This is a genomic window from Devosia sp. ZW T5_3 (assembly GCF_044987315.1).
GTDB lineage: Bacteria > Pseudomonadota > Alphaproteobacteria > Rhizobiales > Devosiaceae > Devosia.
Map to the genome: position 1 here is coordinate 225241 of NZ_JBJDRE010000003.1, position 15283 is coordinate 240523.

The window sequence follows — 15283 nt, forward strand, 5'->3', positions numbered from 1 at the left end:
GGTCGCGGCGCGGTCGTGATCGCGCCATGGCCGATTTGCGGCGGGGAGATTAACTTTTGGCAAGGCTGGCCGGACGAGACGTTCCAGTAGACCTCATCCTGAGCTTGTCGAAGGACGAGGTCGTGGCACTCTAGTCTCCACTCGCTCGACCTCGTGGTTCGACAAGCTCACCATGAGGTCTTCTGGGGTCGCCAGCTAATTGGTGGCGCTTGCCGCGTCGGCGAAGATTTCGCTGAGGCGGTATTGGTTTTCCGGATTGTTGGAAACCACGTCGTCGATCCGCCAGCCGCCGTCTTCGAAGACCAGATCATAGGTCAGCTGCTGGGGCTGGTCGAAATTGCGGAAATCGACATCGACAATGGCCGTGTCGCCATCGATCTGCGGCTCGCCAATGGTCAGGTCGGTCAGCTCGTAATCCTGCCCGTCGATATAGGGATCAAAGCTCAGCGCGCCCATTTCGCCCGCCGGGGTGGAATCCGCATCGGCATCGTAGAGCGCCTGCAGCGCGGCGGAGCGGAACGGGGTCTCGTCCTCGTAGAATTCGCCCGAGATATAGGGCGCGTAAAAGGCCTCGAGCAGGTCTTGCGGCGTGTCATAGGTCTGCGCGGTGGCCAGGCTTGTCAGGGCAAGGAACAGGCTCGCGGCCAGGGGGACGAGGCGCATCTTCATTCTCCAGAGTGGGCTCAGTTGAACCAGAAGGCGTAATTGAGCCAATTGGTGCCGAAGACACGATTGGCCTCGGCAAAGCTGGCGGCATCGGCAATGGGCCCGTCCTTGAGATAAGGCAGGGCACCGGAGCCGGTGAGCAGCATGATGATATCGGTGCGGGTGGTGGTTTCAAAATAGGCTTTGAGATCAAAGCCCTGCTTGAAGCGCCAATGGGGCACCAGCAGGTTGCCATCGAGCACTTCGTCAACCGTGTCGAGCGTTGCCATCCAGGCATCGACGGTTTCCTGCGTCACTGGCATATCGGGGAAAAGCGGGGTCTGGCTCGGGGATGGCACCAATTCGCGGTTGTCGTCGGTCTCGGCCAGGATGGCGTCCCAGTTCTTGCGGGACAAGGCGGTGATCGACTTGAGGCGGGTGAGCACGCCGGCGAGACGGGCCGTGTCGAGCACGGGGAAATTCATGGTGTGGATGGCCGCGACCATGTCAGCAATGCCGGCATCGCTATTGGCATCGAGGAACAGCACGCCGCCGCTCATATAATCCTGCATCGGCAGGCCGGATTTGGGGAAGACCTGGTGCAGATAGGCATTGAAGAAATCGGAGAAATCATGCGCCAGGATCAGATCGATCGGCGCGGCGGCGACCTGGCTGTAGCCGGCGAACCAGAGCGAATCGGCGCGGTCAAAGCCGATGCTGGTATCCTGGGGCGTGGGCGGCGTCTTGGTCTTGCCGGGCGGCGGGCCATCGGGCGCGGGAATATCAGCAAATTCACCGACGCTATTGAGCAGCGTCGCGAGCGTTTCGCCGTCGTCATGCTTGCCATCGCCATTGAAATCCACCCGCACCTTGAGCGGATCGATAGTGAGGACATAGTCGCCCGCTTCCCCGCCTTTTTCGAAGGCGGCGCGGGCTGCGTCGAGATCGAGAAGGAAATCTCCGAGCACGGTGCGCAGGCCCAGATAGGTCAGCGGTTCGGGATTTGGATTGGCGGGGGCGAGGTCCTGCTGCGTGCCCAGGCCGAACAGCATGCCGGCGGCCGTGGTGCCGGGGACGGTAGCGCCATAGCGGTAGAGATCCTGCGCGAAGCCCTCATAGGCACCGACCAGGGTCAACAGACCCAGGGCAAAGCAGGCCTCCTGGTTGCCGCCATCGCAATCCTCACTCGTAGCGGGAATGGATTGCGCGGCATTGCCGGCATAGAGCTGGTCGCGCGCCAGATCACCCGCTTCGCTCGCCATGGCCGGCACGGCAAGACCGGCCAGGGCGGCCAGCACCAGGAACTGCTTCATCAATCCTCCCTCGCGGGCCTATTTGCCGACCCGCTCGAACCAATCGTCTTCGCTGATCACCTCGACGCCCAGCTCTTCAGCTTTCTTCAGCTTGGAGCCGGCGCCGGGACCGGCCACCAGGATATCGGTTTGCGCCGATACCGAGCCGGCGACTTTGGCACCCAACCGTTCGGCCATAGCCTTGGCTTCGGATCGTGACATTTTTTCGAGCGAACCGGTGAACACCACGGTTTTTCCGGCGACGACGCTGTCGGCGGAAACATTGACCACATGGGACTTGGGGTGAACCTGCTGCAGCAGCCGCTCGAGCACATCGTCATTGCGCTCATTGCCGAAGAAATCCACCAGCGCCTCGATCACCGTGCCGCCAATGCCGTCGACGGACGGGAACACGGCCTTGGGGTCCTCGGCTGCGGCGGTTTCCTTGCCGACCCGGATCAGCTCTTCCATCGTCGAGAAGGTGCGGGCCAGCACCGAGGCGGTGGTTTCGCCAATATGGCGGATGCCCAGGGCGAAGATGAAGCGGTCCAGCTCGGGCTCGCGGCGCTCGTCGATGGCCTTGAACAGCTTGTCGAGGCCCTCATAATTGCGATCTTCGACGCTGCGGACATTCTTGCGCGTCTTGCCCGAGGCGGCTTCGCGCAGCTTGGCCTGTTCCTCGCGCCGCTCGGCCAAAGCCTGCTGCACGGCGGGGCGGCGCTCGTGCAGCGTGAAGATATCGGCCGCCGTCCGCACCAGGCCCTTGGAAAAGAACAGCTCGATATTCTCGGCGCCCAGCCCTTCGATATCGAGCGCGCCGCGCGACACGAAATGGCGCAGCCCTTCCACCGCCTGGGCGGGGCAGATCAATTCGCCGGTGCAGCGGCGGCGGGAATCTTCCTTGCCGGTCTTTTCGTTGATCTCGCGCGTCGCCGGCGAGCCGCAGACCGGGCATTCATGCGGGAATTCGTACGGCACCGCGTCGGACGGGCGCTTTTCCAGCACCACGCGCACGATCTGGGGAATGACGTCCCCGGCCCGCTGGATGACCACGGTATCGCCGATGCGGATATCCACGCCCTCGCGGATCGGCATTCCGTTGCTGTCAAAGCCCTTGATATAATCCTCGTTGTGCAGCGTGACATTTTCCACCACCACGCCGCCCACCGTGACCGGCTCGAGCCGCGCCACCGGGGCCAGGGTGCCGGTGCGGCCAACCTGGATGTCGATGCGCTTGACCGTTGTACTCGCCTGTTCGGCCGGGAATTTATGCGCCACGGCCCAGCGCGGCTCGCCGGTGACGAAGCCCCAGCGGCGCTGCAATTCGAGCTGGTCGACCTTGTAGACGACGCCATCGATATCGTAGCCGAGCGAGGAGCGCTGTTCCTCGATCAGCCGGTATTGCGCGATGAGCTCGTCCACCGATTTGGCGCGTACCATGAGCGGGCTGACTTGAAAGCCCCATTCGGCAAATTTCTGCACCGCATCATATTGGGTGGCTGCCGGATCCTCGGTGGTAGCACCCCAGGCATAGGCGAAGAATTTGAGATTGCGGCTGGCGGTGACCGAGGCATCTTTCTGGCGCAGCGAGCCGGCGGCGGTGTTCCGCGGATTGACATAATCCTGCCCGCCAGACGCCGCCGAGCGGGCCTTGAGCGCCTGGAACTCGGCATAGGTCATATAGACTTCGCCACGGATTTCGATGCTGGCCGGCCAGCCCGAGCCTTTGAGCTTTTGCGGAATGTCCTTGATGGTGCGCAGATTGGCCGTGATGTCCTCGCCGACCGCGCCGTCGCCGCGCGTGGCGCCGCGCACGAAGACGCCATTCTCATAGAGCAACGAGGCCGACAGCCCGTCGATCTTGGGCTCGGCGGTGAAAGCGATGTCGAGATCCCGATCGCGCTCGAAGAAGCGCTTGCCGCGGGTGATGAAATCGACCACGTCCTCGTCGGTATAGGCCTTGGCCAGGCTGAGCATCGGCACGGCGTGGCGCACCTTGGCAAAGCCCTCTGCGGGCGGCGCGCCGACCGACATGGACGGGCTATCCTCGCGCACCAGATGGGGGAAAGCTTCCTCGATGGCGTCATTGCGGCGCCGCATGGCGTCATAAGCCGCGTCGGTGATCTCGGGCGCGTCATTCTGGTGATAGGCAATGTCGGCGGCAGCAATGGCCGCAGCCAAACGCGCCAGCTCGGCATCGGCTTCCGGCTCGGTGAGCTCGTCGACGGGTTTGGTGGATAGGTCGGTCATCAGGATCTCGGCGGCAACGTTACTGGCATGAAGAGGATACCCCCTCCTAACCTCCCCCTGATAGGGGGAGGAACCGCCCGGTGGAAAGGCACAATCTGGCCCCAAGCACGATCTGTCCCTCCCCCTTTTCAGGGGGAGGCTAGGAGGGGGTATCCTACCCCACTTCGCTCAATAGCTTGCTGGCGGCGGCGCGGGCTTCGTCGGTGATGCTGGCGCCGGCCAGCATGCGGGCGACTTCTTCCTTGCGGGCGGTGATGTCGAGCGGCTTGACGTGGGTGCGCACGAAGGCGCCCTCCTCTACCGCCTGCTTTTCGATGAGCAGGTGGCGCTGGGCGCGGGCGGCCACCTGGGGGGCGTGGGTGACGGCAAGCACCTGCACCTTGCCCGCGAGACGCGCCAGGCGGCGGCCGATGGCATCGGCGACAGCACCACCGACGCCCGTGTCGATTTCGTCAAAGATCAGCACCGGGGCCGAGCCACGATCGGCCAGCACCACTTTGAGCGCCAGGAGGAACCGGCTGAGCTCGCCGCCCGAGGCCACCTTGAGCAAGGGGCCGGCGGCGGTGCCGGGATTGGTCTGCACATGGAAAGCGATCTGGTCGAAGCCAGCGGCGGCGATGCGGTGCTTGTCGACCTGATGATCGACGATGAACTTGGCCGAACCCAGCTTGAGATCGGGCAATTCGGCCCCGACCGCCTTGCCGAGCGCAATGGCGGCCTTGGCGCGACCTGTGCTGAGCGTTTCGGCCGCCTTGCGATAGATTTCCATCGCCTTGGCTTCCGCTGATGTCAGCGCCACCAGCTTGGTTTCGCCATTCTGCAAGGTTTCGAGGTCGGCGGTGTATTTGGCCAGCACCTCGATCAGCCCTTCGGGCGTGGTCTGGTGTTTGCGGGCGGCAGCGCGCAAGGAGAACAGGCGCTCTTCGACAGATTCCAGTTCGCCGGGATCATAGGCCATTTCGCGCTTGAGCTCTTCGAGCGCATCGCTGGTGCGGTCCAGAGCAATCAGGGACTGGTCGAGCGCATCGACAATGGGCTGGAACTGGGTGCCGCCGCTATCAATCTTGCGCAAGAGGCGCCGCATCAGGGCCGCCAGGGCCGGCGCGGGGGCAGAGGGCCCATTGAGGATTTCATCGGTCTCGGTGACGTCGGCAGCCGATTTTTCGGCCTGCTGCAATTGCTGGCGGCGATCGGCCAATTCAGCTTCTTCGCCGGGTACCAGCTTGAGTTTGCTCAGTTCCTCGACGGTATGGCGGGCATATTCCTCGGCGGCGAGTGCTTCGGCCACCAGAGCCTTCTGCTCGGCAACGGCTTCCTGCGCTTCGGTCAGCGCCTGCCAGGCATCGCGCACGGCGGCTACCGGCTTTTCCAGCTCGCCAAAGGCATCGAGAGCGGCGCGATGAGTGGCGACATCGACCAGTGCGCGATCATCATGCTGGCCGTGGATTTCAACGATCTGGCTGCCCACGCGCTGCAACAGCGCCGCAGAGACCGGCTGGTCATTGATGAAGGCGCGGGTGCGGCCATCGGCAAACTGCACGCGGCGCAGGATTATGTCTTCATCATCGGGAATGGCATTGTCGCGCAGGGCGGCACGCGCGGGATGATCCTGCGCTAATTGCAGCACGGCGACCACCTGCCCGCTATCGCAGCCAGTGCGCACCAGCGAAGCATCGCCCCGCCCGCCCAGAGCCAGCGTCAACGAATCAAGCAGAATGGATTTACCGGCCCCGGTCTCGCCGGTCAGCACGGTCATGCCGCCATCCAGCGCGAGATCGAGTTGATCGATCAGGACGATGTTGCGAACCGAAAGCGCGTTCAGCATGCGCGGACTAGTCCCTAAGACGCCAGAACATCGAGCGGCAACAGCTTCACCAAGTGACCCCATGATGAGCCCGTCGAGCCACGGACTCTGGTAGCACGACCGCGGCCTTCGGCAAGCTCGGGATGCGGTCTACTTCCACTTTTGCCCCGACTTCTACAATAGACGAAGGCGCGCCAGCAAGCTAGCGCGCCTTAGAACAAAATAGCAACATTTATGTTTAGCGGCGGACAGCGGCCAGCCAGCTACCAGTATTCATCTCGGGGGCCAGACCCTGCTTGCCCAGCAAGGCGAAGGCTTCCTGATACCAGGTGCTGGACGGATAATTGTGGCCCAGCACGGCGGCAGCAGTCTTGGCTTCGTTGACCAGGCCCAGCAGCAGATAGCCTTCGGTCAGGCGATACAGCGCTTCCTCGATATGGGTCGAGGTCTGGTATTCCTCGACAACCGTACGGAACCGGTTGATGCCGGCCAGATATTGGCCATTGCCGAGATAATAACGGCCAACCGACATTTCCTTGCCCGCCAGCTGATCATAGGCGACCAGCAGCTTTTCCTTGGCGTCCTGGGCATATTCGGACTTGGGATAGTTCGAAATGATCAGGTTATAGGTGTCGATGGCATCACGCGACAATTGCTGGTCGCGGGTAATGTCCTTGATCTGGCCGAAATAGGAATTGCCCTTGAGATAGAGCACATAGGCCACGTCCTTGCCGTTCGGATAGATGGCAAGGAACCGGTCGGCGGCAAGAATGGCTTCCGAGAACCGACCGATTCGGTAGTTCGCGTAGACCTGCATCAGCTTGGCTTTTTCGCTCAAGGGGGATGTGGGGTGCTGACGCTCAAGCTTTTCGAGATGCCCGATAGCCGTGACGTAGCGCTGCTGATCCATATTATCGAGCGCCTGCTGGTACAGCGCCTCGGCCGGAATGATCGGCTCTTCCTTGGCCTTGGGCGGCCCAAACAGGTTCAGGCCCGAACAGCCGGCGAGCACCAGGACCAGAAAGCCAACCGTGAAAAACCGGGCGGCCCGGCTGGTGAAACCACCAATAGCATCAACTGTCACGAACTGCCCCGTCTCTATCAGGAAACCGCTATGTGCGGCGTAGTTAGCAAATGGTTCAAAACTGTGGCGCTGCAACTGACCCCTCGGGATCAGCGCACGGACCGCAAGTAGTGATTGATCTCTAACCCATCAGGCTGATCGTCGAAAGCCTCGAATTCGAGCGGCAAATCTTCCGCACTGACGATTTCATAATTGGCTTCGCTGGAAAACAGCCCCGTCAACACATGTGCGTTAAGTGCGTGGCCGCCTTTATAGGAGCGGAACCGCCCCCAGATGGGCAGGCCACCCAGCGACAGATCGCCAATGGCGTCGAGCAGCTTATGGCGCACGAACTCGTCTTCGTAGCGCAGACCGCCCGGATTGAGGATGCGGTCTTCATGCAGGGTGATGGAATTATCGAGGCTGGAACCCAGGGCATAACCGGCCTGGCGCAGGATCTTGGCATCGCGCACGAAGCCGAAGGTGCGGGCGCGCGAAATGTCTTCATAGTAACGGCGCGGCGTCCAATCGAAGATCATCCGCTGGCGGCCGATGACCTTGGAGTCGAAATCGATCTCGAGATCGAACGAGCGGCCATTATAGGGCTCAAGCGCGGCGAAGGCGTCATTATTGCGCACAGTGACGGCGCGCATGATCTTGAGAAACTTGCGCTGCGCCGGTTGGATTTCGAGGCCAACCTGCAGGATGGCGTCGGCGAAGGGGCGCGCGCTGCCATCCAGAATCGGGCATTCCCCGCCATCCAGCGTGATCAGCGCATTATCGACGCCCATGCCCGAAAGGGCCGAGGTGACATGCTCGATGGTGGCGACGCTGACGCTGTCGCCCAGATCCAGCGTGGTGCACAGGGTAGTGCGCGAAATACGCGAAAAATGCACGGGAACGGGCGGTGTGGTGCGGCCTTCACCCAGTTCGCGGCAGATCAGCAGACCACTATCGGGCGCGGCTGGGCCGAGCGTGAGGGTCACGGGTTGCGCGCTATGAACACCATAGCCCGCGAACGAGATCGGCGCCGCTAGGGTACGCTGGCGCGTGGTTAGTTTTGACATGCTTGAAGTTACTCCGACCCAAGCCCTGGGACGATTGGCTACTCTATTATCCAAAAAAAACTCGGTGCGGAAGCCGCACCGAGCTACGTTTCATAAATCCGTCAGCAGAGTGTTAACCGTGCTTGCGGAGGAATGCCGGGATTTCCAGATGTTCCTTCTGCGGCGCGGGAGCCGGCTGGCGCCCATGCAGGTCAAGACGCCCCTGGGCTCCTTCGACCGGCGGGGAAACCCGCGAAGTCCTTGCCGGGCCGGCCTCAATGGCGCTGCGGGCCGCCGCATCATCGGCGCTGGAATAGGCAGTTTCGTCGCGTTCTACCGGCTGGGACTGGCCCAGATTGAGACCGACATTGGAGGCCAGGCGCTTGAACAGCGCACGGGCATTGCGGGGCTCGGCATCAGGACGTTCCTGCTCCTGCTGTGTCCGGCGCGCAACAACCGGCAGCTCTTCAGTGCGCGGCATGCGGCGCTGACCATCGGGACGGGCAGCGTGCGAGGGCACATAAACGCTGGGTACGGGCTCATCCTGAACCATGGAAGGCTCATCATCGTGGATCGAGTCGGCAGCCGGGATATAGGGCTCGACGAATACGCCATCGTCTTCATGAGCGTAGCTCGGCGCAGGCGCGTCGAAGGTGATGGCTTCGGCAACGGCAGCCTCGACCTGGTGCTCGATAGCCTGGCTGGTGGTCGGCGCCGGGGTGGCGACAGCGGCGCGCTCGGCAGCGACACGGGTCGGCTCAACCGGCACATGGCGGCGCACTTCGAGCGGGGTGCGCGAAGCATGCGGCTTGGCCGGCTCGAGCGCCTGCACCATGGTGGCATCGGTGCCGGTGGCCACGACGGCAACGCGGATCGTGCCGGTCAGGTTCGGATCGAAAGTCGCGCCCAGGATGATGTTGCAATCCACATCGACTTCCTCGCGGACGCGGCTGGCCGCTTCGTCGACTTCATAGAGGGTCAGGTCGGGACCGCCGGTGATGGAGATCAAGAGGCCGCGGGCGCCCTGCATCGACACATCATCGAGCAGCGGATTGGCGATGGCGGCTTCTGCGGCGTGGCGGGCACGATCTTCGCCCGACGCCTCGCCGGTGCCCATCATCGCCTTGCCCATGCCGCGCATCACGGCGCGCACGTCGGCGAAATCGAGGTTGATCAGGCCTTCCTTGACCATCAGATCGGTGATGCAGGCGACGCCGGAGAATAACACCTGGTCGGCCATCGAGAAGGCGTCGGCAAACGTCGTCTTTTCATTGGCGACGCGGAACAGGTTCTGGTTGGGGATGACGATCAGCGTATCGACATGGCGATGCAGCTCATCAATACCGTCCTCGGCCAGACGAGCGCGGCGATTGCCTTCGAAATTGAACGGCTTGGTGACGACGCCAACGGTCAGGATGCCCTGCTCGCGCGCGGCGCGGGCCACGACGGGCGCTGCGCCGGTACCGGTGCCACCGCCCATGCCGGCAGTGATGAACACCATATGCGAGCCCGAGAGGTGATCATTGATCTCGTCCCAGCTTTCTTCGGCTGCCGCGCGACCCACTTCGGGGTGCGAACCGGCGCCCAGGCCTTCGGTAACGCCGACGCCGAGCTGGATGATCCGCTGCGCCTTGGAGAGCGCGAGAGCCTGCGCATCCGTATTGGCGACGACGAAGTCCACACCATCGAGGCCGGATTCGATCATGTTGTTGACGGCGTTGCCGCCGGCGCCGCCGCAACCGAATACGGTGATGCGGGGCTTGAGTTCCTGAATATCCGGGATGGTGAGGTTGATGGTCATGGATGGCCTCATAGTGGCTTGATTGGTTAAGGTTTACCCCCCAATTCGTTAACCGCGTCCTAACAATTGTCTCACCGGTGTTAACGTGATCGCAAAATGCGACACCAACCATTCTCCCATTGCGGAGTTGTTAACCACGCCGGCCCGACAGCCGATTGACACGTATAACCGAAAAGCTCTATAACAAAATGGTTATGCAATGAGGAGACTGCAAAATGACCGACATCATGCCCTGCCTGTGGTTCGATAACCGCATTGACGACGCTATCGAATTTTACACCAGCACCTTCAAATCGGCCAAGGTGCACGAGGTGAAGCGGCAGGACCCCAAGGGTCCGGTTTTCACCGCCATCATCGAACTGGAGGGGCACAAATTCATGCTGCTCAATGGCGGCCCGACCTTCAAATTTACTGAAGCGGTGTCCTTCATGATCAATGTCGATGGGCAGGACGAGGTCGATTATTTCTGGGATCGTCTCACCGCCGATGGCGGCGAAGAAAGCCAATGCGGCTGGTGCAAGGACAAGTTCGGCCTGTCCTGGCAGGTGGTGCCCAAGCAGATTTACGAGACCGTATTGGGCAAGGACCCGGCTGGCTCGCAGCGGGCCATGCAGGCCATGATGAAGATGGGCAAGCTGATCGTTGCCGACCTGCAGAAGGCCTATGCGGGCGCATAGACCGAATTGCCTCTGCTGCTGCGATGTGGTCCTTTGCCGCAAACGGGGAGAGGACAATGGACCAGCACGAGCTGATCGCGGCGGTTAAACAAGCAATGACCGGCAAGGAGGCCATTCGTGGCCTCTTTCTGGCTGGCAGCTATGGTCGGGGAACGGCAGACGCCTGGAGCGATGTCGATCTGGTCGCGCTGGTGGAGCCGGAACACCATGCCGCAATTGCTGCCGATTGGCGGCAGACGCTGGACGCGATCACCCCGATCGTGTTCTGGCAGGAATTGCCCCGCGGCGGCCTGCTGCTCAATGCTGTCTCGGAAGAATGGCTGCGCTGTGACCTGAGTATCGTCGCCCCCGACAATTTCGGTCGGCGGGCCAAGAATACGGTCAAGCCGCTGGTCGACCGCGACGGGCGTTATGATAGCTTGCCGGATATGTTGCCGCCGAAGCAGCCGGACGTTGGTACTGTCAAATATCTCATCCACGAATTCATTCGCATGCTGGGGCTGATGCCCGTCGGCGCCGGACGGGGTGAGTACGTGACTATGGTGCTCGGGGTCGGCATGATGCGTGACCATCTGGCAGCATTGCTGATGCAGGATGTGAGCAATCCCGATCCGGGCGGCATACTGCATCAATCGACGCTGCTATCGGCCGGTGACATGGCCTTGCTTAAGTCCCTGCCCTATCCAGGGCCGGAGCGTGACGCGGTGATCTCAGCTAATTTCGCGATTGCGCGGGAATTCATGCCGCGGGCGCGGGCCATGGCCAAGCGGCTGGATATCGTATGGCCGGAGGCGTTCGAGGCGGCGACGCGGAGGCGGTTGGCGATAACCCTTGGCGAAGAAGCCGAGCGGGGCTGGTAGCCGCGAAACTGAACCCACGGAGGAGCGACCATGTTGCAAGCATTCTTTATCGCCTGGCTCGGGGTCTGTGCGGCGCAGGCATCGCCCGGACCCAATCTGATGGCCGTCGCCGACGTTGCGCTGGATCAGGGGCGGCGACCGGCCCTGTTTGTTGTCACCGGCATCGCGACAGGGTGCCTCGCTTGGGCGCTACTGACCGCGCTGGGCCTTGGCGCACTGTTCGCGGCCTATCCCATGCTGCTGACGGTGCTGAAATTCGCCGGCGGCGGGTATCTGCTTTATCTGGGCATTCGCGCCCTGTGGTCGATGCGTAAGGGTCGGGGTTTGATGGTCACCGCAAACACGGGCCAGTTGTCCGACCTGGCAGCGTGGCGGCGCGGGTTCGTGGTGGTGATGACCAATCCCAAGGCCGCGCTGATGTGGTCGGCCATCGCCACATTCCTGCTTGGAGCGGGGCTGTCGCGCTGGGAAGTACTGCTGTTCGGCCCCATCGTCGCCATCACGGCGCTGACCATCTATGGCACTTACGCGCTGCTGTTCTCAACCGGCATGGCGACAAGCGTCTATGACCGTTTCGCCCGGATCATCCAGGGCGTGTTCGGCGTGGCATTCGGCGCGCTGGGCGGAGCGCTGGTGTGGTCGGGCCTGCGCGATCTGCGCAGCTAGAAGCTCGTCCGCAGCCAATACCCCACGCGGGCGAAATAGCCGTCGGTGCCGGTGAGTTTGCGGCTGCCGCGGGGTTCGGCATATTCCTGGGAGCAGACCTGGGGATAGACCAGCATGCCGGCGACGGTGGCAAAGGCGGCGCCCTTGGCCATTTCGGGCAGGCCGGCAATGCCCATGGGGCGGCCATTGCGCACGTTCCGCGCCAGGATGCGGCGGGCAACTTCGGGCAGGCCGGTCATTTCGCTGGCGCCGCCGGTCAGCACGAAACGGCGGCCGCAGACATCCATCATGCCGGTGGCCTGCATGCGATCGCGAATGGCGGTGAGGATTTCTTCGATGCGCGGGCGCATGATGCGGGTCAGCACCGAACGGGCCACCTGCCCCGGCGCTTCGTCGTGGGTGGCGCCCACCGGCTGGATCGCGATCATATCGCGCTCGTCAGCCTGGCCGGGCAGTACCGAGCCATAGAAGGTCTTGAGGCGCTCGGCATCGGCCACGCTGACCGAGAGCTGGCGGGCGATATCGAGCGTCAGATGATGACCGCCAATGGCGATGGCATCGGCATAGACCAGATGGCCGTCGTTGAACACGGAGACGGTCGTGGTCGCGCCACCGAAATCAACGCAGGCGACGCCGAGCTGGGCTTCGTCATCGACCAGCGTGGCAAGGCCGGAAGCATAAGGGGTGGCGATCAGGGCTTCGATCTGCAGGTGGCAGCGATGCAGCACCAGTTCGAGATTGCGCATGGCCAGGGTTTCCGAGCTGACCACGGCGACATCGACGCCCAGCTTTTCGCCCACCATGCCCTTGGGATCGCGAATGCCCTTCTGGCCATCCAATGCGTAACCGATGGGTAACGCGTGAATGATGGAGCGCTCGGGACGGACCGAACGTTCGTTGACGGCGCGCAGCACGCGGTGAATGTCGGCTTTTTCGACTTCCAGACCATCCAGCGACACGGCGGCGGAGAAAGTCTCCGAGCCAAGGCGCCCGGCAGTGACGTTGACGATGACGCTTTCGAGCGTCAGGCCCGCAGCGCGTTCGGCCATGCCGACGACGGAGCGAATGGCGTGTTCGGCCTTTTCGATATCGGTGACGACGCCGCTCTTGACGCCGGTGGAGGGGCCATAGCCGAAGCCGATGACTTCGACCTGATGCGAGCGGCCGCGCAGGGCCTTGCCCTCGGCACGCGGGGTGAGCCGGGCTATGACGCAGCAAATCTTGGTCGAGCCGATATCGAGCACCGCGACCAGCGTGGTCTTGCCGGGTTGAACGGGCCGCAGACGGGAGGTCATGGCGTCGGTCATCATCGCTTTTTGGTTTCTTCTACGGCAGGTGTGGTCGGGCGGAGGGCGACGAGATTGTCGACGCGCAGGTCGATCACGGTGATATCGCGATCGAGCAATTTGTAATCGGCTTCGTACATGGCGAGCTTGCGCAAAGCCTGGGCGACGCCCAGCTCGGGCAGTTGCACGCGCAGGCCGGTGTCGTAAATCATGTCCCAGCGGCGGTCGGCGATGCGGGAGAGAGCCAAAAGGCCAGTCTTGAGGCCGGGGAATTGATCGAGCGCCCGGATCATCACCAAGGCGTCGTCGGCGGCGCCATCGCCGATCACCAGCGGCAGGTCGCCATAGGCGCCCTTGTCCTCGCCGATCTGCTCGCCCTGCCCATCGACCACAAAGGTCACGCCATCGACGCGCCAACGCGCAATGGGAGTCTTTTCGGTGATAGTGACCAGCACATCGCCGGGATAATTCTTGCGCACATTGACGGTCTCGACCGAGGGGAGCTCGGCAATGCGCTGGCGGGCGGCTTCGACATCGAAGCTGACGGTGGAGGTTTTGGGCTGCACGCCCAGGGCGTCGAAAATGTCCTGCTCGCTGGTCAGCGACTGGCCGGTGATGGAAATCTCGCCAATGGCAAAACCGGCATCGGCGAATTCGCCCTGCGCAATGCCGCCCAGCGCGGAGACGCCCATGCCCAGCGGTTCACGGATCTGATAGATGACGCCGATCACGGCCAGCAGGGCAATGGCCGAGCAGGTGCGCACGATGGCCTTGCGGTGCAGCACCCAGGCGCGGCCGAAATTGTTGATGAGCTTGCGCCGCGGAGAGCGGACAGGAACAGGCAATGCACGGGGATTGACGATCCGCGCGCCAGCGAGAAAAGCCTCGCTTTTTACCTGTTGCAACTCGCGTCCTCCACCATCCAGGAGACCAGATCTTCAAACGAATGCCCGGCATATTTGGCCTGCTCGGGCACCAGGGATGTCTCGGTCATACCCGGCTGGGTATTGATTTCGAGACAGACCAGTTCGCCATCTTCGCCCACCGCGTCATTGTAGCGGAAGTCCGTCCGCGACACGCCCCGGCAGCCAAAGGCCGCATGTGCGGCAAGGCTCAGTTTTTGCACTTTGTCGTAAATTTTCGGTTTCAGCTGCGCGGGAATAATGTGAACCGAGCCGCCTTTGGCGTATTTGGCTTCGTAATTGTAGAAGCTCAGCTCGGTGACGATCTCGGTGACACCCAAAGCCACGTCGCCCATCACCGCGCAGGTCAGTTCGCGCCCGGGAATATAGCGTTCGACCATCACCTCTTCGCCCGAATTCCAGCTCTCGCCCAGGATTTCCTGCGGCGGCTGATTGGCACCCTGCTTGACGATGTGGACGCCAAAGCTGGAGCCATCGGCAATCGGCTTGATGACATAGGGCGTTGCCATGGCGTGGCTGCGCGCCGCTTCCGCCCGGGGCACTATGACATGGTCGGTGACCGGCAGGCCCGCGGCCTTGAGCACGATCTTGGCCTGGTGCTTGTCCATGGCCAAAGCCGAGGCCAGCACGCCCGAATGGGTGTAGGGCAACTGGATCAGCTCAAGAAAACCCTGGATCATGCCGCTTTCGCCGAACGGGCCATGCAGCGCATTGAAGGCCACGTCGGGCTTGAGATCAGCCAGCACATTGGCAATGTCGCGGCCGACATCGACTTCGGTGACGCGATAGCCGGCGCGACGGAGCGCCGCGGCGCATTCGGTGCCCGAGCTCAGCGATACCTGGCGTTCATTGGACCATCCGCCCATCAGGACGGCGACGTGTTTGGTCATGGGGAAGTCCGATCGTCCTGAGAAAACATAAGAGAGAGACCCCTCATCCGCCTCTGCGGGGCACCTTCTCCCTCAAGGGG

Annotated in this window: 13 protein-coding genes; 3 read left to right on the plus strand and 10 right to left on the minus strand. The window is 62.5% G+C overall.

Going from position 1 to position 15283, the window contains the following annotated elements; translation table 11 throughout:
- Positions 1-195: 195 nt before the first annotated feature.
- The 7 genes from ACI3KW_RS05265 to ftsZ form a co-directional block, all read right to left on the minus strand.
- On the minus strand, positions 196-663 hold the full coding sequence (locus ACI3KW_RS05265) for a DUF3828 domain-containing protein (protein ID WP_404847216.1): 468 nt from the start codon (positions 661-663) through the stop codon (positions 196-198).
- 20 nt (positions 664-683) lie between these two features.
- Complete coding sequence (locus ACI3KW_RS05270) at positions 684-1958, minus strand: hypothetical protein (protein WP_404847217.1); 1275 nt, start codon at positions 1956-1958, stop codon at positions 684-686.
- An 18-nt stretch (positions 1959-1976) separates the two neighbouring features.
- Complete coding sequence (gene ligA, locus ACI3KW_RS05275) at positions 1977-4187, minus strand: NAD-dependent DNA ligase LigA (protein ID WP_404847218.1); 2211 nt, start codon at positions 4185-4187, stop codon at positions 1977-1979.
- A 154-nt stretch (positions 4188-4341) separates the two neighbouring features.
- On the minus strand, positions 4342-6012 hold the full coding sequence (gene recN / locus ACI3KW_RS05280) for a DNA repair protein RecN (protein WP_404847219.1): 1671 nt from the start codon (positions 6010-6012) through the stop codon (positions 4342-4344).
- A 217-nt stretch (positions 6013-6229) separates the two neighbouring features.
- On the minus strand, positions 6230-7075 hold the full coding sequence (locus ACI3KW_RS05285) for an outer membrane protein assembly factor BamD (protein ID WP_162740237.1): 846 nt from the start codon (positions 7073-7075) through the stop codon (positions 6230-6232).
- 89 nt (positions 7076-7164) lie between these two features.
- Positions 7165-8121, minus strand: a complete 957-nt coding sequence (gene lpxC / locus ACI3KW_RS05290; RefSeq protein ID WP_113121800.1) for a UDP-3-O-acyl-N-acetylglucosamine deacetylase — start codon at positions 8119-8121, stop codon at positions 7165-7167.
- A 112-nt stretch (positions 8122-8233) separates the two neighbouring features.
- The gene (gene ftsZ, locus ACI3KW_RS05295) at positions 8234-9901 is read right to left on the minus strand and encodes a cell division protein FtsZ (RefSeq protein WP_113121801.1); all 1668 of its coding nucleotides are present in this window, start codon (positions 9899-9901) and stop codon (positions 8234-8236) included.
- Between the two features lie 215 nt (positions 9902-10116).
- Between ftsZ and ACI3KW_RS05300 the strand changes: the two genes are divergently transcribed.
- From ACI3KW_RS05300 to ACI3KW_RS05310, 3 genes are read left to right on the plus strand one after another with little or no spacing between them, the layout of a single operon-like run.
- Positions 10117-10578: a VOC family protein gene (locus ACI3KW_RS05300; protein ID WP_404847220.1), complete on the plus strand. Its 462-nt coding sequence runs from the start codon at positions 10117-10119 to the stop codon at positions 10576-10578.
- 56 nt (positions 10579-10634) lie between these two features.
- Positions 10635-11438: a nucleotidyltransferase domain-containing protein gene (locus ACI3KW_RS05305; protein ID WP_404847221.1), complete on the plus strand. Its 804-nt coding sequence runs from the start codon at positions 10635-10637 to the stop codon at positions 11436-11438.
- Between the two features lie 30 nt (positions 11439-11468).
- A complete protein-coding gene (locus ACI3KW_RS05310; protein ID WP_404847222.1) occupies positions 11469-12104 on the plus strand; it encodes a LysE family translocator in 636 nt (211 codons plus the stop codon).
- Here the strand turns inward: ACI3KW_RS05310 and ftsA are convergent.
- The 3 genes from ftsA to ACI3KW_RS05325 are packed head-to-tail and all read right to left on the minus strand — an operon-like array spanning position 12101 to position 15203.
- Entirely contained in the window at positions 12101-13399 is a 1299-nt protein-coding gene (gene ftsA / locus ACI3KW_RS05315; RefSeq protein ID WP_404847223.1) for a cell division protein FtsA, read from the minus strand. The genes ACI3KW_RS05310 and ftsA overlap by 4 nt on opposite strands.
- Before the next feature lie 11 nt (positions 13400-13410).
- Positions 13411-14295, minus strand: a complete 885-nt coding sequence (locus tag ACI3KW_RS05320) for a cell division protein FtsQ/DivIB (protein WP_262166738.1) — start codon at positions 14293-14295, stop codon at positions 13411-13413.
- Complete coding sequence (locus tag ACI3KW_RS05325) at positions 14283-15203, minus strand: D-alanine--D-alanine ligase (protein ID WP_404847224.1); 921 nt, start codon at positions 15201-15203, stop codon at positions 14283-14285. The genes ACI3KW_RS05320 and ACI3KW_RS05325 overlap by 13 nt, the downstream gene beginning before the upstream one ends.
- Positions 15204-15283 lie beyond the last annotated feature (80 nt).

What these genes read in the sequence shown, in the direction of transcription:
- ACI3KW_RS05265 (WP_404847216.1), bottom strand. Translation starts at nt 663, where the DNA reads ATGCGCCTCGTCCCCCTGGCCGCGAGCCTGTTCCTTGCCCTGACAAGC.
- ACI3KW_RS05270 (WP_404847217.1), bottom strand. Translation starts at nt 1,958, where the DNA reads ATGAAGCAGTTCCTGGTGCTGGCCGCCCTGGCCGGTCTTGCCGTGCCG.
- ligA (WP_404847218.1), bottom strand. Translation starts at nt 4,187, where the DNA reads ATGACCGACCTATCCACCAAACCCGTCGACGAGCTCACCGAGCCGGAA.
- recN (WP_404847219.1), bottom strand. Translation starts at nt 6,012, where the DNA reads ATGCTGAACGCGCTTTCGGTTCGCAACATCGTCCTGATCGATCAACTC.
- lpxC (WP_113121800.1), bottom strand. Translation starts at nt 8,121, where the DNA reads ATGTCAAAACTAACCACGCGCCAGCGTACCCTAGCGGCGCCGATCTCG.
- ftsZ (WP_113121801.1), bottom strand. Translation starts at nt 9,901, where the DNA reads ATGACCATCAACCTCACCATCCCGGATATTCAGGAACTCAAGCCCCGC.
- ACI3KW_RS05300 (WP_404847220.1), top strand. Translation starts at nt 10,117, where the DNA reads ATGACCGACATCATGCCCTGCCTGTGGTTCGATAACCGCATTGACGAC.
- ACI3KW_RS05305 (WP_404847221.1), top strand. Translation starts at nt 10,635, where the DNA reads ATGGACCAGCACGAGCTGATCGCGGCGGTTAAACAAGCAATGACCGGC.
- ACI3KW_RS05310 (WP_404847222.1), top strand. Translation starts at nt 11,469, where the DNA reads ATGTTGCAAGCATTCTTTATCGCCTGGCTCGGGGTCTGTGCGGCGCAG.
- ftsA (WP_404847223.1), bottom strand. Translation starts at nt 13,399, where the DNA reads ATGACCTCCCGTCTGCGGCCCGTTCAACCCGGCAAGACCACGCTGGTC.
- ACI3KW_RS05325 (WP_404847224.1), bottom strand. Translation starts at nt 15,203, where the DNA reads ATGACCAAACACGTCGCCGTCCTGATGGGCGGATGGTCCAATGAACGC.